This window comes from Pseudomonas sp. microsymbiont 2, from assembly GCF_054788395.1.
The window spans coordinates 1,032,421-1,055,298 of sequence record NZ_CM139112.1; the positions used below are offsets into that span (position 1 = coordinate 1,032,421).

Annotated in this window: 18 protein-coding genes; 5 read left to right on the plus strand and 13 right to left on the minus strand. The window is 64.5% G+C overall.

The genetic code is table 11. The annotated features are described in order from the left end of the window. Nucleotides 1-17: 17 nt before the first annotated feature. The 11 genes from ACYUME_RS04735 to yaaA form a co-directional block, all read right to left on the minus strand. Nucleotides 18-1,175 carry an alginate O-acetyltransferase gene (locus ACYUME_RS04735; RefSeq protein WP_460418200.1) on the minus strand — a complete coding sequence of 386 codons (1,158 nt, stop codon included), beginning with the start codon at nt 1,173-1,175 and terminating at the stop codon, nt 18-20. A gap of 10 nt (nt 1,176-1,185) precedes the next feature. Next, nucleotides 1,186-2,643, minus strand: coding sequence for an MBOAT family O-acyltransferase (locus ACYUME_RS04740; RefSeq protein ID WP_460418201.1), 1,458 nt, complete (start codon nt 2,641-2,643; stop codon nt 1,186-1,188). Nucleotides 2,644-2,824: 181 nt separating this feature from the next. Beyond that, the gene (locus tag ACYUME_RS04745) at nt 2,825-3,928 is read right to left on the minus strand and encodes a mannuronate-specific alginate lyase (RefSeq protein ID WP_460418202.1); all 1,104 of its coding nucleotides are present in this window, start codon (nt 3,926-3,928) and stop codon (nt 2,825-2,827) included. A gap of 7 nt (nt 3,929-3,935) precedes the next feature. Further along, on the minus strand, nt 3,936-5,378 hold the full coding sequence (locus tag ACYUME_RS04750; protein ID WP_460418203.1) for an alginate O-acetyltransferase: 1,443 nt from the start codon (nt 5,376-5,378) through the stop codon (nt 3,936-3,938). 13 nt (nt 5,379-5,391) lie between these two features. After that, nucleotides 5,392-6,948, minus strand: coding sequence for a mannuronan 5-epimerase AlgG (algG, locus tag ACYUME_RS04755; RefSeq protein WP_460418204.1), 1,557 nt, complete (start codon nt 6,946-6,948; stop codon nt 5,392-5,394). A 19-nt stretch (nt 6,949-6,967) separates the two neighbouring features. After that, the gene (locus ACYUME_RS04760; RefSeq protein WP_460418205.1) at nt 6,968-8,446 is read right to left on the minus strand and encodes an alginate export family protein; all 1,479 of its coding nucleotides are present in this window, start codon (nt 8,444-8,446) and stop codon (nt 6,968-6,970) included. Next, nucleotides 8,443-9,939, minus strand: coding sequence for an alginate biosynthesis TPR repeat lipoprotein AlgK (gene algK / locus ACYUME_RS04765; RefSeq protein ID WP_460418206.1), 1,497 nt, complete (start codon nt 9,937-9,939; stop codon nt 8,443-8,445). Before algK ends, ACYUME_RS04760 begins: the two co-directional genes overlap by 4 nt. A gap of 12 nt (nt 9,940-9,951) precedes the next feature. Next, nucleotides 9,952-11,118, minus strand: a complete 1,167-nt coding sequence (locus ACYUME_RS04770) for a PilZ domain-containing protein (RefSeq protein ID WP_460418207.1) — start codon at nt 11,116-11,118, stop codon at nt 9,952-9,954. 34 nt (nt 11,119-11,152) lie between these two features. Beyond that, nucleotides 11,153-12,634, minus strand: a complete 1,482-nt coding sequence (locus ACYUME_RS04775) for a glycosyltransferase family 2 protein (RefSeq protein ID WP_460418208.1) — start codon at nt 12,632-12,634, stop codon at nt 11,153-11,155. A 71-nt stretch (nt 12,635-12,705) separates the two neighbouring features. Next, on the minus strand, nt 12,706-14,022 hold the full coding sequence (locus ACYUME_RS04780) for a nucleotide sugar dehydrogenase (RefSeq protein ID WP_279886637.1): 1,317 nt from the start codon (nt 14,020-14,022) through the stop codon (nt 12,706-12,708). A gap of 860 nt (nt 14,023-14,882) precedes the next feature. Continuing rightward, nucleotides 14,883-15,662 carry a peroxide stress protein YaaA gene (gene yaaA / locus ACYUME_RS04785; protein WP_279886639.1) on the minus strand — a complete coding sequence of 260 codons (780 nt, stop codon included), beginning with the start codon at nt 15,660-15,662 and terminating at the stop codon, nt 14,883-14,885. Between the two features lie 136 nt (nt 15,663-15,798). Here yaaA and ACYUME_RS04790 point away from each other — a divergent pair, with 136 nt between their 5' ends. The 5 genes from ACYUME_RS04790 (at nt 15,799) to moaE (ending at nt 20,287) form a co-directional block, all read left to right on the plus strand. Beyond that, the gene (locus ACYUME_RS04790) at nt 15,799-16,917 is read left to right on the plus strand and encodes a polysaccharide deacetylase family protein (RefSeq protein ID WP_460418209.1); all 1,119 of its coding nucleotides are present in this window, start codon (nt 15,799-15,801) and stop codon (nt 16,915-16,917) included. 654 nt (nt 16,918-17,571) lie between these two features. After that, nucleotides 17,572-18,966, plus strand: coding sequence for a PhoH family protein (locus ACYUME_RS04795; protein WP_279886643.1), 1,395 nt, complete (start codon nt 17,572-17,574; stop codon nt 18,964-18,966). A gap of 150 nt (nt 18,967-19,116) precedes the next feature. After that, nucleotides 19,117-19,590: a cyclic pyranopterin monophosphate synthase MoaC gene (moaC, locus tag ACYUME_RS04800; RefSeq protein ID WP_460418210.1), complete on the plus strand. Its 474-nt coding sequence runs from the start codon at nt 19,117-19,119 to the stop codon at nt 19,588-19,590. Continuing rightward, a complete protein-coding gene (gene moaD / locus ACYUME_RS04805) occupies nt 19,587-19,832 on the plus strand; it encodes a molybdopterin converting factor subunit 1 (protein ID WP_460418211.1) in 246 nt (81 codons plus the stop codon). Before moaC ends, moaD begins: the two co-directional genes overlap by 4 nt. Nucleotides 19,833-19,834: 2 nt before the next feature. Then, on the plus strand, nt 19,835-20,287 hold the full coding sequence (gene moaE / locus ACYUME_RS04810; RefSeq protein WP_460418213.1) for a molybdopterin synthase catalytic subunit MoaE: 453 nt from the start codon (nt 19,835-19,837) through the stop codon (nt 20,285-20,287). Nucleotides 20,288-20,441: 154 nt separating this feature from the next. Here moaE and rhlB read toward each other — a convergent pair whose 3' ends face one another. After that, nucleotides 20,442-21,908, minus strand: a complete 1,467-nt coding sequence (rhlB, locus tag ACYUME_RS04815; RefSeq protein ID WP_279886652.1) for an ATP-dependent RNA helicase RhlB — start codon at nt 21,906-21,908, stop codon at nt 20,442-20,444. Between the two features lie 101 nt (nt 21,909-22,009). Beyond that, the gene (locus tag ACYUME_RS04820; RefSeq protein WP_460418215.1) at nt 22,010-22,666 is read right to left on the minus strand and encodes an alpha/beta hydrolase; all 657 of its coding nucleotides are present in this window, start codon (nt 22,664-22,666) and stop codon (nt 22,010-22,012) included. Between the last annotated feature and the right edge of the window lie 212 nt (nt 22,667-22,878).

Here is a 22,878-nt window from a genome sequence, read left to right on the forward strand (position 1 = left end):
CGTATTCCTCTCTATCTTCAGTGGTCCGTCCGATTGGACGACAGGGCCAGGTTTTCTTCGGATTGACGGGAGTTCTTCAGCTGCGCGATCCACTGCGGATCGAAGGCGCTGAGGTCGTTCTTCATTGGCAGATAACGTTCGGGGAATTCCCACACCACGACTTGTGGCGGGGCGTTCTTGAAGGCGTCGCTTTGCAGGTACTTGAGCATCGGCAGCAGCGGGCCGTGGCCGTCCTCGGCGTAGTTGGCGACGTCGCTGCGCAGCGCCTGTTGCAATGCGCCGAGGAAGTTCCAGTGCGAATTGGCGCTGTAGCTGGTGCCCACCAACGCCACTGGGATCTGGCTGTCGGCGAACAGTGCGTCGTCGCCTTCGCTTTCACCCTGCACCGGGTGGGTCGTGCGTTGCTGCAGGTTGTCCGGGCTTGGCAACAGGTTGCTGAACAGCGGATCGAGCGGCAGGAAGTTGGTCAGGTCGCCCTTGTACGGTGCCGTGGCGCCGGCTTCGGTGATGAACGCCTGGGGCTCGCCGCTGAGCAACTGCTGGCGCTGTACCGCTTCGCCCAGGGCCTGGGCGACCACTTCGGCGCCCATCGGCGTCCAGTGGGTGTCGGTGCGCAGGAACACCTGGCCACGGGCCTTGGCCTGCTCCAGCGGGGCCAGCAGGTCAGGGGCGAAGACGTTGGCCTGGCGCATCTGGGCGTGGAACTGGTTGAACAGCTGGTCGTGCAGGCTGGCTGGGGTCTGCTTGCCGATGTACTCGGCGTAGAGCCGCGCCTTGGCCGGGACGATCGCCAGCACCAGCTGCACGCCCTGGCGCTGCAGGGTGTCGCGGATGCCGCGCACCAGCGCCAGGTTGTCCTGCATCTGTTGCTCGGCGCCAGCGCTGGGCTTGAACTCCTCGTCGCTGAACAGCCACTGGTCACGGCCCAGCACCACGCCGGGGCGGCCTTCGTTGAACAGCTTGAAGTCCAGCGCCGCCCACAGGTTGGTGCCCAGGCGCTTGATCGGGAACTGCTCGTCGTAGTGGGTCTCGGCGGCCTTGGCCAGCTTGCCGTCGAGCAGGGTCATGTGCCCTGTGCGGTTGAAGCTTTCCAGCCCGCCGAGTGAGGCCACGCCCAGGCCGACCAGCAGGCCCATGAACGACAGCGAATAAGTGATGCGAAGTGTCCGGTTCATGATCGGGGCCTCAGAACTGGAAGTAGAGGAAGGGCGAGTAGCTCTGCGCCGAGAGCTTGAGCACCGAGGCGGCGAACAGCAGCAGGACCAGGGCGCGGGTCATGATCCGCGTCCAGTCCAGGCCCACCGAGCCGTCGGCGTTGACCTGCACCGGGGCGGCCTTGGGCGCCGGGGTGGCGTTGCGGTAGAAGTCACGCAGGCCGAAGAACGCCAGGGTCAGGTAGGCGACGATCAGCGTGGCTACCTGCAGGCCGGTGAGGTTGGCGCGGTTGAGTTCCGACAGCTGCCAGTCGCCGAAGCTGAACATGGCGCCGTACATGCGCGCCGCCACGTGCAGGTTCTCGGCGCGGAAGATCACCCAGCCGACCACCACCAGGAGGAAGGTGAAGGCCCATTTCACCGGGTTGAAGCGCTGCGGGTTGGTGTCCAGGCCCAGCGCCCGTTCGATCGCCAGCCACATGCCGTGCCAGGCGCCCCAGATGATGTAGGTGAAGTTGGCGCCATGCCACAGCCCGCCCAGCAGCATGGTCAGGAACAGGTTGCGGTAGGTGTTGAAGGTGCCTTTACGGTTGCCGCCCAGGGTGATGTACAGGTAGTCGCGCAGCCAGGTCGACAGGCTGATGTGCCAGCGCCGCCAGAACTCGGTGATCGACTGGCTGATGTACGGCTGCTTGAAGTTTTCCATGAAGCGAAAGCCCATCATCAGGCCCAGGCCGATGGCCATGTCGCTGTAGCCGGAGAAGTCGAAGTACAGCTGCGCGGTGTAGGCCAGCGCGCCGAGCCAGGCGTCACCGGTGGTGGGGTTCTCCAGGGCGAAGCAGTGGTCGGCGACCACCGCCAGGGTGTCGGCGATGAACACTTTCTTGATGAAACCCTGCATGAAGCGGGTGCAGCCTTCGGAGAACTTGTCCAGGGTGTGGGTGCGGTTGTTGAACTGGTCGACCAGGTCCTTGAAACGCAGCACGGGGCCGGCGATCAGGTGCGGGAAGATCGCCACGAACGCCGCGAAGTCGATCAGGTTGCGCGTGGCCGGGGTATCGCCGCGGTACACGTCGATGATGTAGCTGATCGACTCGAAGATGTAGAACGAGATGCCGATCGGCAGCAGCACGTGGGTGAGGATGAACGGCTCCAGCCCCATCGAAGTCATGATCGCGTTGAGGCTGTCGACGCCGAAGTTGGCGTACTTGAAGTAGCCGAGGATGCACAGGTCGACGCCCACGCCGAGCAGCAGCCAGCGCTGCGCGGGCTTGGTGCGCACGCCGGCGGCGCCGACCTTCAGGCCGATCCAGTAGTTCCACAGGGTCACGCCGGCGAACAGGGCGAGGAAGTCCACCCGCCACCAGGCGTAGAAGATGTAGCTGGCAACCAGCAGCAGCAGGTTGCGATAGCGGTTCCCGCTCACGTAGTACAAGCCGAGGAAAACCGGCAGGAACAGGAACAGGAACACGTTGGACGAGAAGACCATCCCGGTTCTCCTTGTTGTTCACAGCATCCGGGGCACAGCGCCCCCCAAACCCCCCACGAAAAAAGTGGAAGATCACCAAGATTGCGTGGGAGCGGGCTTGCCCCGCGATGGCGTCGGCAGGGCCAACACCATTGCCCATTCGGGCCTCATCGCGGGGCAAGCCCGCTCCCACGCAAACGCGTTACTTTTTCTGTTCGGCTTGCGGGTCATAGACCCGCGTCACATCGCCCCCCAGCCTGAAACTGTTGAACGGCTGCATGTCGTGCTTGCGCTCCAGGGTGTCGCCGACGCACTGGTACAGCGCGCACCATGGCTCGAGCCAGGCGTACTTGCTGTCGATCTTCAGGTCCTTGAGGTCCTGCTTCACGCCGGCGCGAGTGTTGAAATGAACAGGATCGCGGGCACCGGCCAGCACGCCTTCGCCGAGGCGCTGCAGGGCGAAGTTGTTTTCCTTGCGCAGGTCCACGCCGTTGGCCTGGGCGAAGCTGGCGATCATCGCCAGCGGCGGCAGGGCGTAGTTGTGGTAGGCCAGGGCGCGCTGGCGGCGCTTGAGCTCGTTGGGCAAAAAGCCCTGCTCATCGACCTGGTTGGCGCCGACCTTGTATTCCTTCACCGCCCAGTCGAAGAGGTCCTGGCGGTCGGTGGCCACGGCGGTGGCCATCACCGACCAGGCCGCCCAGTAGCTGTGGTTGTTGATCTTCTCCAGCGGCAGGTCGCTCCAGTCGCGCACGGTCTGCCGGGCCAGGCGCACGAACCATTTCTCGATCTGCTCGGCCTCGGCCTGGTGCGCGGCCAGCGGCTGCGAATTGGAGAACTTCAGGCGCAGCCACGACCCGCTCATGCTGCCCAGCGCCCATTTGCGCATGGACTTGCCGGTGTGGTTGTAGTCGGTGGACATCAGCGCGTCGGCGCGCGCCCAGGTGCCGAGCCAGGTCAGGGCACAGTCCAGCTGTGCCGGGCGGCCGTCGCGCATGTACTGGCCGACCATCTTGCTGACGCCCTTCTCGAGGGTGGTGATGTCCTCGGTGGATTTGCGGAAGGCTTTCTCCGAGGCGACGTTGAGCGTCGCCCGGGCCTTGTCCGAACCTTCGTACTTGCTGCGGAACTGCAGCGCGCCGGTGTAGGGCTTGGGCGCCGCCTCGCAGCGGAAGTCGCCATCGCCGGTCTTGAGCTTGTCGATGCCCTCGTAGTAACCCTGGGGCGGCACCAGCGCGGCCTGCGCCGCGCCGCCGAACAGGGCGAGGGCGAGCAGGGTGGGTGCGGTCTTGCGGTGGATGGATGTCATGCTTGCCTCACTGGCCGGCCTGCGCGGTGTGCCGCGCAGGGCTGGCGAAGTTGTTGCGTTTGCAGAGTTTGGCTTCGACTTTCTGCGTGCCGCTTTGCGGCCCCTGGACCTCCAGGGCGAGCAGGTTCTGGCCTGCCCAGTCTTCGTCCTCGCGCATCTGGAAGACGAAGCGCCCATCGGTGTCGGAGGTCTCGGGCTTCTCGATCTTGATGTCCTCGTGGCGGCCGTTGAGGTACCACAGGGTGGCCTGCAGCACCTTCACCGAGCTGTCCTCGAACTTGATGTCGAGCTGGTGGTTGCGGTTGACCAGGTCCTTGATCACGCCATTCTGGCCGTTGACCATCAGCTCGTTCTTGCCGGGCTTGAGGGTGGCGCTGGCGCTCATCTGCGCGGGGCGGTCGTCGCAGCCGTCGTCGAGCAGGCCGAGGATCTGCCGCCAGATGGTTTCCTGGTCCAGGCGGTAGAGCGGGGAGAACTCCCAGACCAGGATCTTCGGCGGGTTGTTCTGGAATTCCTCGCTGCCCAGGTACTGGATCATCGAGCCTTCCAGGCCGCCACCAGGGAAGGCGACGTTGAGCACGTCGGCGCCGATGTACTGCTCCAGGAAACCCGAGAAGTTGTAGTTCTTGCCGCTGTGGCTGGTGCCCACCAGGGTGATCTGCGCGTTGCCCGAATCGCCGAACAGGTCGTCGCCGCCGGCAGCGCCCTTGGGTTCGGTGGCGAACTGGTCCATGTACTGCACCGCGTAGCTGGTGCCGCACAGCTGGCCGGCGACGTTGTGCAGGGTGCCGGTCTTGCCCATGCGTCCGGATTTTTTGGTCTCGAACTCCTTGCGCGGGATGCCTTCGAAGGCCGGCATCTGGTGCACGGTGTCGGCGACGATCTTCGCCGCGCGCTCGGCGCCGTAGGGCGTCCAGTGCTGGTCGCCGCGGAAGTAGAAGTCCTTGCCCTGGTCGGCGGCGGCCAACTGCTCGTTGGTCAGCGGCGACAGGTCGGGCACGTTGTAGCCCATTTTGCTGAAGCGCTGGAGCATGGCCTGGTAGTTGCGCAGGGCCTTCTGGTAATCGAAGGCGGCCTTTTCCTCGGGGTTGAGCATGTTGCGGTTCACCAGGCCACGGGTCGGCTGGTACACCACCACCAGCTCGACGCCGCGCTTCTTGAACGCGTCGTGCACCTGCTGCAGGCGTTTGTAGCCGCCCGGGGTGGTGTCGAATTCGGTGCGCAGGTCTTCGCGGGTACGGAACAGCCAGTCGCCCTGGGCCTGCACCAGGGTGGTGAAGTTCTGCTGGTAGCGCGTGGTGTAGCGGCTGGCGTCGTGGGCCTCGGGGCATAGCTGGCAGCAGGGCTCGGCGCTGAAGGTCGGCGCCTTGATGTCACCTGCGCGCACGCCCTGGCTGATGGCCAGGAGGGCGGCGGACAGGCCCAGCAGTTTCATCAGGTGTGGAGTCATGGTCTGGGCTTCCTTAGTCGATCATTTCGGTCTGGCGTTCGACCGGGTCGATCAGCACGGCCTTCTGCTGGCGCACCAGCAGGTCGAGGATTTCGTCCTGGCGCTCGCCGAGCACGCCGTTGAAGCTGATGCCGTTGGCCTTGCGCGGCATCAGCATCGACACCTTGTACAGCTCCACCGACAGCGGCGAGTCGATCGACAGCGGGCCTGAGCCGTTGGCCGCCAGCTCGCCGCCGACCACGATCAGCGACACCTTGGTGTCGAACGGGTCGAGGGCGATGTCGCGGTCGGTGTCGGAGAGGTCCTTGATGTGCCCGTACACGCCCACCAGGCCGTTGGCCATGGCGACGTTCTCGTACAGGCGGATGTTCACGCTGTTGCGCACGCGGATGCCGTGGCGACGGTTGTTGATCAGCTTGTTGCCCCAGATCAGGTTGTCGCCGCTCTCGTACAGGGTGATGCCGTCGGTGTGGTTGCGGTAGATCTCGTTGTAGGCGATCAGGTTGTTGACGCTGTTGCGGTCGATCACCACGCCCGAGAGCTTGTTGTCGTAGCTCTTGTTGTTGATGATCCAGCTGTCGTTGACCTCGCGCGAAACGATGATCCCGTGCTTCTTCTTGGTGCCGTACACGGTGTTGCCGGCGATGATCAGGCGGTGCGAACGGTCGTGGGGGTCGATGCCGTAGACGATGTTGTCACGGTAGGTCGAGTCCTTGATCACGAAGTCCTGGGTCTCGTAGCAGTAGAAGCCGTACCACATGTCGCTGAACTCCGAGCCGATGATCCAGCCGGTGGGTTCCGCGCGGCCCATCTGCTTGGCCATGTTCGGCGTGTACTGCGAGATGCTCACGCCGTACGACTTGGACTTGGCGTAGCCGAAGCTGGCCATCTTGCTGTTGACGATGTAGGTCTCGGTGCCGCCCCAGCTGAGCAGGAACGGGCGGAATTGGTCGGGCTTGCGGAAGGTCGCCGGGCCATTGGCCTGCTCGCGCCAGCCGGTCACCTGGGTATCGCTGACGAACAGCTTGCCGTCGTTGACGATGAACGAGCCGGCCTCTTCGGACAGGCGCAGTTCCTTGACCTTGCCGTCGATCTCCAGCACGCCCTTGCGCCCGACCACGATCGGCAGGCGCGCCAGGTAGACACCCGGCGCGGTTTCGCGCAGGTACTGGTTGGGTACCTTCTTGCTCAGTTCCACCAGGTCGACATGGCCGTCGTCGACGAAGATCGCCTGGGGGATGCCGTGCTGGCGGCGCACCCATTCGGCGCCCTTGTTGTCGCCGCCGATGAACTCCTTGAGGGTGTCCTCCTGGAGCATGCGGCGCACGCTGACCTTGCCTTTGTGCGCACGGTCGATCTTCTTCTGCACGGCCTCGGCGGTGTAGCCGGACAGGTCGGGCAGCTTGGGCGGGTCCATCAGCAGCGGCTCGATCGGCGCGCTGGCGACGGTGTAGGTCTTGGCCTGTTGCAGCCCCTTGGCCATTTCCGGCTCGGCGGCCTGGGCCAGGCCTGCGGCCAGCAGCAGGGCGCTGGCCAGCAGGCTGTGGCGAAGGTTCGGGTGCAGGTTCATGTCAAATCCTCTCCCGGCCTCAGTAGCGCCAGATCACGTCGACGAAGGCGCGGTGCATGTACGAGTCGGCCTCTTTGCCATAGGCGTCGCCTGGCTTGAACACGCCGGCGCGCAGGCGCACCAGGGCCGACGGCTCGTCGATCGACTGGCTGATCGAGGCCGGCAGCAGGCCTTGCTTGAAGTACTTGGTGACGACCACGTCCATCTCCTGGCCCAGGTCTTTCTCGCCCTGCACCAGCGGACGGCTGATGCCGCCGTCGTCGACCACCGCGTTGATGCCGCTGGAGCCGATGTTCTGCTTGCCGTCGACACGCCAGAACTTGTGGTAGATAAAGCTGGCGTCGTAGTCGTCGCGCAGCTGCCAGGAGGCGAACAGGGTGGCCGCCTGCAGGTTGCCCAGCTCGCCGCGGAAGGCTTCGCCGAAGCGATGCACGCGCGAGCGGGTGCCGGTGAAGTTGGAGCGGTTGCTCTCGAGGCCGGTCTGCTCGAAGTTGTTCGAACCGTCGCTGCCGCCACCGCCGCTGCCCCGGGCATAGGCCGCGCCGACCTGCCATTGCGGGTCCAGGCGCAGGCGGATGCCGAGGTCGGTGGCCCAGGCGTTGACGTCGCCGCTCTGCTTGCCAGTGGCGACCTGGTCGTTGCCCACCGCCTGGCTGCTGAGGGTGTCGCGATCGCCGGTCAGCCAGGTGACGCTGCCCCAGTAGTTGACGGTATGGTCGTTGCGCCAGTTGTAGGCATCGCTGTTGGCTTCCAGGCCCAGCCAGGTCAGATCGCCCGTGCGGGTCTTGTCCAGCGCGTCGACGGTTTCGCCAGGGTCTTTCAGGCTGCCACTGTCATGGCTGTGGTGGGCACGCAGGCCGACCCAGTGGCCGGGCGTCCACTGCGTGGCGACGTTGCCGTAGACGTGGGTGCGGTCCTTGTCCTCCGGGGCCAGCTCGGTGAGGTCGGTGCGGTACTCGCTGAAGCGCTGGGCCACGCCCAGGTCGGCCTTGAGCAGGGTGGTGTCGAAGGTCCAGTTCAGCGCCTCGATGTTGGTGTCGCGCCACATGCCGTCGTCGCTGCGCAGGCGCTGGCGGCCGAAGCGCAGCTGCTCGCCGGGGTAGGGGGTCAGGCCGCTGTAGCCGATCCAGAATTCGCGCATGGCCAGGTAGCTCTTGTCCGGCTTGCGGCTGTCGTCGCCGTTGTCGCTGGTGCTGCCGTCGTCGTTCTGGCGCAGGGTGTCGGTCTCGATGATGTCGGTGGCGGCCACCGCCTGGCCCATGGCGAAGGCGCTCCAGTGGCCGCGCTCGCCGTACACCCAGGGCCGCAGGTCCAGGCCCAGGCCGTTGACGTCGCCGCCGGAGCGGGTGCCCAGGTCGCGGTCGTCCTCGGACTGGCCGGTGATCTTCACGTCGAGGCCGAAGTTCTTCTGCGCGGTTTCCGCCGCCAGGGTCGGCATCGACCACAGCAGGGCGAAGCCCAGGCCGATACCGGCTTTCACGAAGGGGTTGAGCGTCATAGCGAATCCTCGGCGTCTACGTCGTCTTTCTCGTCCTGCAGCGCTTCGATGGCCAGGGTGCTGTTGGCGCCCTGGGCCATGCTGCCGCGCGCCTGCTTCTCCTGCGCCAGCAGGTTTTGCGCCTGGCTGCGTTGGTCGGGCGTGAGCTGCTGGTCGAGCTGTTGCAGCAGTTCGCTCGACTGTGGGGTCGGGTTGACCTGGGACAGCTGGGCGAACACCCAGGCATTGGTCGGCGCCGGGCGGATGCCGTGGCCTTCGCTGAACAGCTGGGCCAGGGCGTAGTCGGCGCTGTTCTGCCCGCCGCGGGCGGCGGCCAGCAGGTGGTCCACGGCTTTCTGCGGCTCGACCTGGCCCAGGTAGCCACGACGGTAGAGCTGGCCGAGGTAGTAGTCGGCGCTGATCTCGCCGGCTTCGGCGGCGGCCTGCAGGTGTTCCTGGGCCTTCTGTGCGTCGGCGGGCACGGTCTTGCCTTCGTAGTAGAGGCGGCCCAGCAGCAGTTCGGCGCGGGGCTGCTCGGCCTCGCGGCCTTTGTCGATATAGGCCATCAGCTGGTCGGTGTCGCCCAGTTCGGGGAAGTCGTAGAGCAGTTGCGCCAGGCTTACCCACGAGGCCGGGTTGGCCGGGGCGATGTGTTCGAGCAGGTCCTTGGCGGTCTTCTCGTCGGTCTGGCCGAGGCTGCGGTCGGCCAGTACGCGGGCGACGCTGTCGACCCGGGTGGCCGGCACGGCGCCACGGGCATGGGCGGCTTTCAGTTGTTCGAGCAGGGCGGCCTGCTGGTCGGGCTGGGCGCGTTTCTGGTAGACGGTGGCCAGTTCGACGTAGCAGATGTCGGTGCTGGTCAGCGCCGCCTTGCAGATCTTCTCCACATCGCCCAGGTGCTGGTCATAGGTGCCCTGGGTGCGGTACAGCAGGACCTGGGCCAGGCCGGCCTCGGGGTTGCCGGCGGCGCGCCACTGGTCGATCTGTTGCTGGGCATTGACCTTGGGGAAGCTCTGCGGGTACTGCAGGTAGAGCATCGCCAGCGGGATCAGGGTGTTGCTTTCGCCCTGCTGTGCGGCGTGCTTGAGCAGGGTTTCGGCCTCCTCGCGTTCGGCCTGGGTGCTGTCGGGCTTGGCCACCAGCAGGCGGCCGAGGCGGGCCTGGGCACGGGACGAAGTGGCGGCGGCGGCGCGATAGGTGGCTTCGGCTTCCTTGAGTTTCGCCGGCTCGCGGGTGGCGACCTGGATATCGGCCAGGCCTACCTGGGCATCGCTGTAGCCGAGGTCGGCCAGGGCCTTGTAGTTGCGCTCGGCGGTGGCGGTGTCGCCGCGCTTGAGCGCTTCATTGGCCAGGCGCTGGTCGGGCAGGCCGGCGCAGCCGGCCAGGGTGATGGCCAGGGCCAGCAAGGATACCGCCCGTGGGAGCGGGCTAGACCCGCGATTGGAGGTGGCAGTGCCGGCACCATCGCGAGGCAAGCTCGCTCCCACGTGATTTCTTGTTCGCATGCGGTTCATGACGAAGTCCTCTTACAACCCACGGGCCACGGCCTTGTCGATCAGCCAGTTCAGCGACGGGCCACGGTCGCTGTTGACCGCGGCCGGGCGCCCGGCGAGCTCGGCCGGCAGGCCACCGTCGGGCTTGATCTGCACGCGGATGTCGGAGGCCAGGTTGTCGGTGTCCAGGCTGGAGCTGCCGGTGATCCGCCCGCTGCGCACTTCGTCCTCGCCGGCGATCTGGAAGTTGACCCGGGTGCCCGGCTGCACTTCGTCGAACTGGCGATAGCTGAAGCGCGCCTCGATGGTCGGGACGCTGGTGCGCGGGATCAGCGCGAACACCGGCTGGCCCTTGCTGGCGTACTGGCCGTCATCCACCAGCTGGCGCGAGACCACGCAGTCGCACGGGCTGGTGAGGGTGCCGGAGAGCTGCTTGCCGAACAGCTCCTCGACCTTGGCCGGTTCCAGCTGCGAGTCGTCCAGGTGGCCCTTGAGCAGGTCGAGCATGCTGGTGTTGAAGGTCGCCAGCGGCGCGCCCTTGGCCACGGTCGCGCCGCTTTCCACCAGGCTCTGCAGGCTGCCGTCGCGGGGCATGGTGACGTTGGTGGTGGGCACCGCGACCACGCCGGCCTCGGCATGGCTGACGAAATACAGGCCGTACAGCGACTTGGCGACGAAACCGAAGGCCACCAGGCCAACCATGAACACCCCGGCGGTCACGGTGACCGCGCGCAGGCGGCCAAAGGCGGAAAGGCCGGAGCCACCGTCCTTCTGCTTGCGCGCCTTGGTGAAGTTGTCGCGCTGCAGGGTGCTGAGCACATCGCCGACGCTGATCAGCTCGCCGGACAGGTGGCTGGTGATGATGTGGCGCAGGGTGGCGATGTCGCGCGGTTCGAGGTTCTGGAACTCGGCACCGGTGCGGGCGGTCTCGCGGCTGCTGGTGCGCACCAGCAGTTCGACGTCCATCGACAGGCCGAGGTTGTCGACCACGAACTGCAGGCGACCGCGCAGCACCTCGCCTTCGGCCAGGGGTTTCTTGGCATGGAAGGACAGGCCCCCGGCGGACAGGTCGTCAACCTTCACCTCATGCGGTTCGCGATTGCCGTCCAGGTAGCGCAGCTTGGCGGGGATGCGCACCCGGGCGTGCTGGCGCTGCGCTTCGGATTCATGCACGACGTTGACGTTCACGGCGGTATTCATGGCGATATTCGTTCCTGTTGTCCGATCCGGGGGCTCACACGACCATGAACAGCACGGCGACGAAGATGCTCGCGGCCGAGAAGGTCATGGTCCGCGAGGACCAGGTGTTGAACCATTGTTGAAAACTGGCGAGGTCGCGCTTGAGGGCAGTGGGCTGGCGGGTCCAGGACTGCTTGTCGAGGCGGAAGAACACGTAGATCTTCATCACCGCGCCGACGATCTGGTTGTAATAGAGAATCAGCGGGTAGGCCGGGCCGACGTTGTGGCCCGAGCACAGCAGCATGACGGTGAGGATCAGGCGGGTGATGCCGATCCACAGCAGGTACACCAGCAGGAACTGCAGGCCGAACTTGAAGCTGGCGATCACCGCGACGGTCAGGCCCAGCAGGCTGGTCCACATCGACACGCGCTGGTCGAGCAGCACGATGCTGGTGAACAGCCCCAGGCGCTTGAGGCCCAGGCCCAGGGCACGAGAGTTCTGCCGCAGGTTGTTGCCGTACCAGCGGTACATCAGCTTGCGGCTGGCCTTGATGAAGCTTTTTTCCGGTGGGTGCTCGACCGTGTTGATCGCGGCATCGGGCACGTAGAAGGTGTCGTAGCCCAGGCGCATCAGGCTGAACCAGCTGGACTTGTCGTCGCCGGTGAGGAACTTGAAGCGGCCCAGGCGCCAGTGCATCAGCGAGTCGCTTTCCACGTCGGCGATGAACTCGGGGTTGGTCACCACGCTGGCGCGGAACATCGACATGCGCCCGGTCATGGTCAGCACGCGCTTGGAAAGCGCCATCGAGCACATGTTGATGTGGCGCTGGGCGAAGCGCAGCTTGTGCCACTCGCTCATGATGTAGCCGCCGCGCACTTCGCAGAATTCGTTGGTGGTCAGGCCACCGACGTTGGGGTACAGGCCGAACCACGGCACGGTCTTGCGCACCACGCCCTCGGCCAGCACGGTGTCGCCGTCGATCACCGCCACCACGGCGTTTTCGTCCGGCAGCATCCGCGAGATGGCGCGGAAACCATAGGCCAGGCCGTCACGCTTGCCGGTGCCGGCGATACGCACGATGTCGAGGGTCACGTGGGACGGCGGGTTGTACTTGGCCCACAGGCTTTTCACCAGCAATTCGTCGGACTTCTCCACCAACGAGCAGACCACGGTGGTGGGGAAGCCGCAGTCGATCGCTTCGCGGATCACCGAGCTGTACACCTGGGCGGTGGTCAGGGCCTCGATGCGAAAGCTGGTGACCATCAGGTACACGTGCGACGGGTCGGCCGCCTTGCCCAGCTTGCGCACCTTGCGGCGCAGGTAGGGGTACACGATGTACAGGAAGATCATGCCGCGGATGAAATGGGTGGCGCCCATGGAGTAGCGCCAGATGCCGACAGCACCGACCAGGAAGATGAAGTGCTTCGACTGCGAGTCGAAGATATCGCTGGGCAGGGCCAGGGCGATCAGCATGAGCAGGCTCATGTAGAGCAGCCAGCCGGCGCATTGCAGCAGCGTGGTCTGGAACCTTTGCATGTTCGGCATCCGTCGAGAATTCGGGGGAGGGCGGGCGGCGCGCTGGGGAGGGACGCACCGCCCGGCCGGGTTTACCAGCAGATACCTTCGGTGCGGCTGGTGGCGCAGGTCGGCTTGCTCATGAAACCGACCAGGTCGATCACCTGCTTGCCTTCCGGTGCCTGCTGGGCCAGGGCACGGAACTGCTCGTCACGGTTGCCCAGGATGATGATCTCGGCGTTGTCCACCACCTGCTCGAAGTTGGCGTTGAGCAAGGAGGAGACATGGGGGATCTTCGACTCGATGTAGTCCTTGTTGGCGCCGTGGACGCGGGCGTACTCGACGTTCTGGTCGTAGATGTCGAGCTGGTAGCCCTTGCCGATCAGGCGTTCGGCCAGCTCCACCAGGGGGCTTTCGCGCAGGTCGTCGGTGCCGGCCTTGAAGCTCAGGCCGAGCAGGGCGACCTTGCGCTTGTCATGGCTTTCGATGATGTCGAAGGCGTTCTGCACCTGGGATTCGTTGCTGCGCATCAGCGAGTCGAGCAGTGGCGCGCGCACATCGAGGCTGGCGGCGCGGTAGGTGAGGGCGCGCACGTCCTTGGGCAGGCACGAGCCGCCGAAGGCGAAGCCCGGGCGCATGTAGTACTGCGACAGGTTCAGCGCCTTGTCCTGGCAGACCACGTCCATCACTTCGCGGCCATCGACGCCGGCGGCCTTGGCGATGTTGCCGATCTCGTTGGCGAAGGTGACCTTGGTCGCGTGCCAGACGTTGCAGGTGTACTTGATCATCTCGGCCACCTCGACCGGCTTGCGGATGATCGGCGCGTCGAGCTCTTCGTACAGGGCCTGCAGCACGTCGCCGCTGGCGCTGTCCAGTTCGCCGATGACGGTCATCGGTGGCTGGTCGTAGTCCTTGATCGCGGTGCTTTCGCGCAGGAACTCGGGGTTGACCGCGACGCCGAAGTCGACGCCGGCCTTCTTGCCCGAGCAGTCCTCGAGGATCGGGATCACCACGTTCTTGACGGTGCCCGGCAGCACGGTGCTGCGCACCACCACGGTGTGACGGCTGGTCTTGTCGCGCAGCACGTAGCCGATCTCGCGGCACACCGACTCGATGTATTCCAGGCCCAGGTCGCCGTTCTTCTTGCTCGGCGTGCCGACGCAGATCATCGACACGTCGCTGGCGCGGATGGCTTCGGCGAAGTCGGTGGTGCCGCGCAGGCGGCCGTTGGCGATGCCTTGTTGCAGCAGCTCTTCGAGGCCCGGTTCGACGATGGGCGACTTGCCCTTGTTGATCAGGTCGATCTTGGTGCTGGAAACGTCCACACCGATCACTTCATGGCCGCGTGCCGACAGGCAACCTGCACAGACGGCACCCACATAACCCAAACCAAAGATGCTGATACGCATCGCATTCACCTCGTGTGTTTATCACGCCAGCCCTTGCTCGAAGAGCCGACCGGGTTGATTGACCAGCAGTTTTCGGGCGCACGGATCCATGGCGAATTGACACTTCACCGAACGCAGGCATGAATAAATCCGGAGCGCAAAAAGTTATGCACTCAAAGTTGGCAGGCAAAGGCCAGTATTAATAAGGCGTGCCCTGGAATGCAGCCGTCTTTATTGCAATTTGCACTTGGCGAAATTGCTGTGCTTGTTCTTTCAATTGGAAAAACCTTTTGAAATCAACCACTAGGACGATTCTTTTGGGGCGCGTCTCTCCTTCGTGGGCAGGGCTTTCGGTGGTTGCCGTTGCACTGCCTGACTTGTTGGGGCCGGTGCTGGATAGCACTCGGCTGTCATCTGTAAGTCATCTCTCACGGCGAGCGCTTGAAATTCGTTACGGGTGCTATGAGCGGTGGGCGCGGGGAGAAGTTCCGGAGTGGGTTTTGCTGGAATGAAAGATTTCTAAATATTTTTTCAGCGATAAATACTTTCATATTGATAGCACCGCCCAGTTTCGCTCCCGTATATAAAGGGCGAAAACGAGGCGAGATGGTTATATGCCAGCATGCGAAAATATTTTTCAAAATTCGTCAAAAAACTACGAGCGGTCTTATGGCGTTTTGCGATAAGGATCGGTTAGACGGTTTTTTGGCGTTTGTTATTTGGCGGTGCCGGGAGTGAAAGCGTGCCCTGTTGCAGGGCGAGGATGGGATGGACTGCTTCGCAGCCCTTTCGCGACACAAGGCCGCTCCTACATGGGTATGCGCTTTCCTGTAGGAGCGGCCTTGTGTCGCGAAAGGGGCGCAAAGCGCCCCCTGGGGCCATCAGCCTTCGGCGTGATCGCGCAGGAACACCAGATGGTCCGCTTTCGACTGCTCGGCGCTGTAGTAGTAGCCCTGCACATCGAAGCGCTTGAGCTGCTCGGGGTCAGCGATGCGCTCCTGGATCACGAAGCGGCTCATCATCCCGCGAGCCTTCTTGGCGTAGAAGCTGATGATCTTGTACTGGCCGTTCTTCAGGTCCTTGAAGTCGACATCGATCACCCGCGCCTTGAGCGCGCTCTTCTTCACTGCGCTGAAGTACTCGTTGCTGGCCAGGTTGAGCAGCACATCGTCACCCTGGTCGGCCAGGGCCTGGTTCAGCCACTCGCTGATGCGCGTGCCCCAGAAGGCGTAGAGGTCCTTGCCGCGGGCGTTGGCCAGCTTGGTGCCCATCTCCAGGCGATAGGGCTGCATCAGGTCCAGCGGGCGCAGCAGGCCGTACAGGCCGGAGAGCATGCGCAGATGCTCCTGGGCGTAGGTGAAATCGTCTTCGCTCAGGCTCTGGGCGTCGAGCCCGGTGTACACGTCGCCCTTGAACGCCAGCAGCGCCTGCTTGGCGTTGGCGGGGCTGAAGTCGGGGGTCCAGCTGCCGAAGCGCGCGGCGTTCAGGCCGGCGAGCTTGTCGGACAGGTGCATCAGTTCGGCGATCTGTGCCGGCGACAGTTCGCGCAGTTGCAGGATCAGCTCCTGGGAGTCGTCCAGGTACTGCGGCAGGGTGTGGCGCTGGGTCACCGGCGGGGTGTCGTAGTCGAGGGTCTTGGCGGGGGAAATCACCGTCAGCATCGGGTCGGCTCCTGTAATCGTCGGGCGGATTCTACGGGGCCGGGGCGGCTACGCCAAACTATGGCGACGATAGTCACGGAACATCGTCTTGCGTCGCGTTATAGTGCGCGCCATGCCTTCAAGGAGAATGCTCACCGTGCGTATCGCCTTTGCCCTGTTCGCCGGGCTGCTGAGCCTGGGCGTGCAGGCGGCCCCGGCGGATTTCGTCAGCCTCGATCGCCAACTGTGGCCGGAATCGCTGGACAGTCCGACGCTGTTCGATGTGGCGTCGCGCGCCGAGATTCTCTCGTTCGCCCGGGTGCTGCACGAAAGCGAGATGCTCGACGAGCAAGCACTGGCGAAACAGTTGGGGTTGCGCCAGGTCAACCTGCCAGTGGTGCGCGCGGTGCGGGCACGGATGTGGCAGCGTCTGTGGACCAGCTACCAGCAGGCACAGCAGAGCTGCGAGCAGGATGCCTCGTTCTGCTACCCGATCGAATCCATGGCTGACTTGCGCGCGCAAGCCGCCACGTTCGCTTCCAATGTCGGCACTTTCTATTCCGATTGGTTGGAACCGAGCCATCAGTTCCATGCCCGTTATCTGGATGAGCAACTGCGCAAGGCAGCCTTGTTCCCGCAGAACTCCAGCGAGGTGGAAAAACTTTCCGCTCGTGAACGCAATGGCGACGAGCTCAATGACCGGATGTTCCTGCTGACTTTCGTCGGTGGGCCGACACCCCAGGGTGGCGGCACCGATGCGATGACCGACTACTTGCGCCGGCAAAAGCTGGACGGGATCTTCTTCGTGCTCGGCAATCGTCTGCAGCAGCGGCGTGATGCGGGGGCGGTCGCCGAGCTGTACGCCGGGCAGTGCGTCGGGATCCAGGGCTGGGAGTACCGCTCCCATGCGCAGTGGCAGGGCTGGCAGGAGTCGTTGCGGCGCAGCCAGGGGCGGGTGCAGGCGGATTTGCCGGAGCAGTATGTGCCGTTGTTTCGACCGCCATACGGGCAAAGGCGGGCCGATGGCGAGGCGTTCATGGCCAGTCAGCGGTTGCAGGTTTCGCTGTGGGACATCGATGCCCAGGATGACGGCCCGTTGAGCGCCGAGGCATCGGCGCAGCGGGTGCTGACCCTGATGCTGCTTTGGCGCAAGGGCGTGATCCAGTTCCGCGACGGCCTGCCCAAGGCGCAGCCGGCGCTGGAGTGGTTGTTGCAGCACACGGCGCAGAGCGGGATCGGCTGGGAGGATTGCCGGGGGTATGGGGGGCGGGAGTAGGGCTGGCTGTTGATTGTGTGCGGGCATGCAGGTGTTCGGCGAAAGTCCTGCAGCGCTCTCGAGATCGAGCGCCGCCCGCGCGGCGCATCGCGACGCAAGGCCGCTCCTACATCTGTTTCGGGCCAATGAGTCCTGTGAAAGTACCGCTGCCCGCCTTGGCGCATACCTTGAGCCATGTGGGGCGGCAGCAACGCCCACGCTGAAATTGTGTCGAGCCAACAAGGCGGACCAGGTAATGGCACAGGATTGACTGGCCCGAAACAGATGTAGGAGCGGCCTTGCGTCGCGATGCGCCGCGCGGGCGGCGCTCGATCTCAAGGGCGCTGCACCTGTTCCGGCGGACACCTGGCGGCCATCTCGAGAACCCCAACCACAGCCACCTGATCCCTGAGCGTAGTCCCCTCGGCCCCCCGCGCCAAGCCCTGTTCGTCAATCCGAAAAATAAACTTCACCAGAGCGTAAAAAGTCTTTTTTCGGTCATGGTTTTTGCGGTATCAAGGAACCAGACAGCCGAACCCTGCAGCACAGGTGGCGTCATCCACGCCCCTTGCCAGGTGAGCTCCCCGCCCGTAACGACGCGGATACGGGGAGAACGGTAGTCACTCTGCGGCGCAGCCGTATGCGCCGTGTGGCTTTCACATAAGGTGACCGAGTATGGATGACCAAGGACGCAACCCTTCCTCCAACCAGCCAATCCTGTATGTGCTCGATACCAACGTCCTGATTCACGATCCCAACGCCCTGCTCAACTTCGAGGAGCACCACGTCGCCATACCGATGACGGTGCTGGAGGAACTCGACAAGCTCAAGACCGGCAAACACACCATCGCCGCCGAATGTCGCCAGGCCATCCGCCTGATCGACCAGACCCTGGGCGATGCCTCGCCCAGCGATGTCGAGCAGGGTGTGCCGATCCAGCGCGGCAAGAGCGGGCCCAAGGGCTTCCTGTCCATTCTCATGAGCACGCGCAACGAACCCAACCGCCTGCTCCCCGAAAACCTCGCCGACAACATCATCATCAACCAGCTGCTGGACCTGCGTGCCAAGCGCCCGGACCTGGACGTGGTGCTGGTCACCAAAGACATCAACATGCGCCTGAAGGCGCGCGCCTGTGGCATCGCCGCCGAGGACTACAGCACTGACCAGCTGGTCGACGACGTGTCCTTGCTGTCCAAGGGCTACCACTCGGTCAGCGGCTCGTTCTGGGACCGCGTGAGCAAGGTCGATACCCGCCAGGAGCGTGGCCGCACCTGGCATCGGGTGCAGCTGACCGACAACCTGCCGGCGGTGCACGTCAACGAGTTCATCATCGATGAGCAGGGTTTCGTTGGCTGGATCAAGGGCATTCGCAACGACGAGCTGCTGCTGCTCGACCTGCATCAGGAACCACTGCTGCACCAGGAAGCCTGGGGCCTCAAGCCGCGCGACATCCACCAGAGCCTGGCGCTGTTCGCCCTGCTCGACCCGGATATCCACCTGGTCAACCTGACCGGCGCCGCAGGCTCCGGCAAGACCATCCTGGCGCTCGCCGCGGCCATCGAGCAGACCATGGTCAGCAAGCGCTACCGGCGCATCATCGCCACCCGCAGCGTGCAGGGGCTGGACCAGGAGATCGGCTTCCTGCCGGGCACCGAGGCGGAGAAGATGGAACCCTGGCTGGGCGCCATCACCGACAACCTCGAAGCCCTGCACATGGATGACGAGAGCACTCACGGCAGTGTCGAGTACATCCTCGAGCGGGTGCCGCTGCAGTTCAAGTCGCTGAACTACATTCGTGGTCGCAGCTTCCAGCAGAGCCTGATCCTGATCGACGAGTGCCAGAACCTCACGCCGCACCAGATGAAGACCATCATCACCCGTGCCGGGACCGGCTCGAAGGTGGTCTGCCTGGGCAACCTGGCACAGATCGATACCCCCTACCTGTCGGCCACCAGCTCCGGGCTGACCTACCTCACCGAACGCTTCAAGGACTTCCCCCACGGCGTTCACATCACCCTGCAGGGCGTGCCACGCTCGGTGCTGGCCGAGTACGCCGAGTCGCACCTGTAACGGTCCGGGCCGGGCGTTCCGCGCCCGGCCTTCACTCTACCTGTGGGGGCGGGTTTACCCGCGAAGAGGCCGGTACTGCCGGTCTATTTTTCACTGCGAGAAGCTGACCCATGGGTTTACACTCTGCATTCCCTTCCCAGGAGCAGAGCAGTGCTGACTCATCTTGATTCCCAGGGGCGCGCCAACATGGTCGACGTCACTGAAAAAGCCGTGACCGCGCGTGAGGCGATCGCCGAGGCGCGGGTGCGCATGTTGCCAGGCACCCTGCGCATGATCGTCGATGGCCAGCATCCCAAGGGCGACGTGTTCGCCGTGGCGCGCATCGCCGGCATCCAGGCGGCGAAAAAGACCAGCGACCTGATCCCGCTGTGCCACCCGTTGATGCTCACCGGCGTCAAGGTCGAGCTCGCGGCCGAAGGCGAGGACGTGGTGCATATCGTCGCCCGCTGCAAGCTGGCCGGACAGACCGGTGTCGAGATGGAAGCCCTGACCGCCGCCAGCGTCGCCGCGCTGACGATCTACGACATGTGCAAGGCCGTGGACAAGGGCATGGTCATCGAGCAGGTGCGCCTGCTGGAAAAGACCGGCGGCAAGAGCGGTCACTACAAGGCGCAGGCGCAATGAAGGTCAAGGTCATGTATTTCGCTCGCTATCGCGAGCTGCTGGGCGTCGATGCCGAGCGCCTGGAAGGCGACTTCAAGGTGCTGGGCGATGTGCGCCAGGCGCTGGTGGCCAAGGGCGGTCAGTACGCTGTGCTGGCCGAGCAGAACCTGATGTGCGCGCGCAACGAAGAATTGTGCAGGCTCGACGAAACGCTGGAAGAGGGCGATGAAGTCGCGTTCTTCCCACCGGTGACGGGAGGTTGAACATGGCCGTACGCGTACAGGAAGCGGCATTCGATCCAGGCTTCGAGGTCAATGCCATGCACGCCGCCAACGTCGGTGTGGGCGCGGTGGTCGGTTTCGTCGGCTACGTGCGGGATTTCAACGATGGTCTGGATGTGGCGGGGATGTTCCTCGAGCACTACCCAGGCATGACCGAGAAGGCCTTGCACAAGATCGTGGTCGAGGCCCAAGGGCGCTGGCCGCTGCTCAAGGTCGAGGTGCTGCACCGTATCGGCGCCCTGGAGCCTGGCGAGCCGATCGTCTTCGTCGGCGTGGCCAGCGCGCATCGACAAGCGGCGTTCGACGCCTGCAACTTCATCATGGATTACCTGAAGACCCGGGCGCCGTTCTGGAAGAAGGAAAATACCCAGGATGGGCCGCGCTGGGTGGAAGGCAAGCAGAGCGACCAGGATGCGGCGGGGCGCTGGGAGCCCTAGGGGAAGGCTGCTTTCTGTAGGAGCGGCCTTGTGTCGCGAGAGGGCCGCGCAGCGGCCCCAGGGGCTCAGCATTGATGCAGGCATTGCTGGGGCCGCTTTGCGGCCCTTTCGCGACACAAGGCCGCTCCTACAGGGAGGTGAGCGGCCTTGAAGATCAGTGATGCTTGCGCGGCACCGGCTTCAGCAGCTCGTCCGGCGGCATCTCGCACTTGATCTTGCGCCCCAGCAATTCCTCGATCGCCGGCAACTGGTACGAATCGTCCTCGCCGGCAAAACTGATCGACACGCCACTGCTGCCCGCCCGGCCGGTCCGGCCGATACGGTGCACGTAGTCGTCCGGGTCTTCCGGCAGGGTGAAGTTGATCACGTGACTGATGCCGTCGATGTGAATGCCGCGCCCGGCCACGTCGGTGGCCACCAGCACGGTGATGCGCCCTTCGCGGAAGTTCTCCAGGGTACGAATGCGCTTGTGCTGCGGCACGTCGCCTGACAGCTGGGCGGCGTTGATGCCGTCGCGCACCAGCTTTTCCTCGATGCGCCGCACTTCGTCCTTGCGGTTGGCGAACACCATCACCCGTTCCCACTTGTTCTGCGTGACCAGGTTGTACAGCAGCTTGTACTTGTCGCTGCCGGCCACCGCATAGACATGCTGCTCGACAGTCTCGCTGGCCACGTTCTCCGGTTCGATCTCGACGATGGCCGGGTTGGTGGTCCATTGCTTGGCCAGGTTCATCACGTCGTCGGTGAAGGTGGCGGAGAACAGCAGGGTCTGGCGCTCGCTCTTGGGCGGGGTCTGGCGGATGATCTGGCGGACCTGGGGGATGAAGCCCATGTCGAGCATGCGGTCGGCTTCGTCCAGCACCAGCACCTCGACCATGTCCAGGTGCACCTCGCCGCGCTGGTTGAAGTCCAGCAGGCGACCCGGCGTGGCGACCAGGATGTCGCAGTGGCGGGCCTCGAGCGACTTGAGCTGCTTGTCGAAATCCATGCCGCCGACGAAGCTCATCACGTTCAGGCCGGTGTACTTGGTCAGCGCCTGGGCGTCCTTGGCGATCTGCACCACCAGCTCGCGGGTCGGGGCGATGATCAGCGCCCGCGGCTCGCCCATGTAGCGCTCCTTGGGCGGCGGCACCTGCTGCAACTGCGAGATGATCGAGATCAGGAACGCGGCGGTCTTGCCGGTGCCGGTCTGGGCCCGACCGATGGCGTCCTGGCCACGCAGGGTGTAGCCCAGGACCTGGGCCTGGATCGGCGTGCAGTAGGGGAAGCCGAGGTCGTGGATGGCGTGCATCAGCTCGTTGGAGAGCTTGAAGTCATGGAAGCGGGTCTTGCCTTCCTGTGGCTCGACCACGAAATCCTCGGGTTTCCACAGGCTGGCCTGGGGCTTTGGTTTGCGTTCGCGGCGTGGCTTGTCCTTGGCGGGCTGTTCTGCGCGCGGCTGCTCGACGGGTTGGGTCTCGGCCTTCGGCTTGGGCGCGGGTTTGGGCCTGGGGCTCTTGTGTGCCGGGGCCTGGGCGGCAGCCGGTTGCGTGGCCGGGGAGGGCTGGGGCACGGCGACGGGCTCGGCGGCCTGTGGCGCGGCGTCTCCCTTGGCGAATATTTTCTTGAGTGCCTTGAGCACGGTCGTCTCGTCAACTGGTTAAGGAATGTACGCCGGGCAGTGTAATGCAAGAACCGGGCGCGGCGTAGTGGAATGCGCGGTGGGCTACAGGCTCGCCCGGGTCATTGCAGCTGGCGGCTCAGCCAGTCATGGATATCGTTCAGCTCCTCGACCACCACTTCATGTTCCATGGGGTATTCGTGCCAGCGCGCCGCCACGCCCCAGGTGTTGAGGTACTCGAACGCCGTGCGGCCCATGGCCGGGATCACCACCGGGTCATGCACGCCATGCAGGCACAGCGCCGGCGTGCGTTGCTGGCAGGCGCTCAGTTGCTGGCCGTCGGTGAAGGTCGGGGCATAGGTCGACAGGGCGATGACCCCGCCCAGGGCTTCCTGCCACTTTATATAGGCGGTGTGCAGCACCACCGCGCCGCCCTGGGAGAAACCGGCGAGGAAGATCCGCGACAGGCTGATGCCCTTGGCCTGTTCGGCCTTGATCAGGGCGATGACCTGATCGGCGGACTCTTCCAGCTGTGCCTCGTCGATGGCCCGGGCCGGGGTCATGGCCTTGATGTCGTACCAGCTGGGCATCTGGTAGCCGCCGTTGATGGTCACCGGGCGGGTGGGCGCCTGGGGCATGACGAAACGCGTGCTGTGCAGCCGTTCCTGGAGAAATTCGGCCACCGGTAGAAAGTCGTAACGGTCGGCGCCCAGGCCGTGCAACCAGATCACACAGGCGTCGGCGGTGTTCTGTGGCTCGAGAATCAGCGGGTTGGTCATGAATGCTCCGAAAAAGTGCGCACGTACGGATTGAGTGCGTAAAAAAAAGGCGATGGAGGTTAATGCCAGAAAAAGATGTCGCAACTCTACAACTTTTCCTACTTGACGCTCACTTAATCGCTCTGGACCTCGACTGTGGTACGCCCTTTGCTACGTCCTTCGCATGCGTAGGAGTGGGCCAGTCGCGGTAACACCCCTCGTGTGGATAGAAG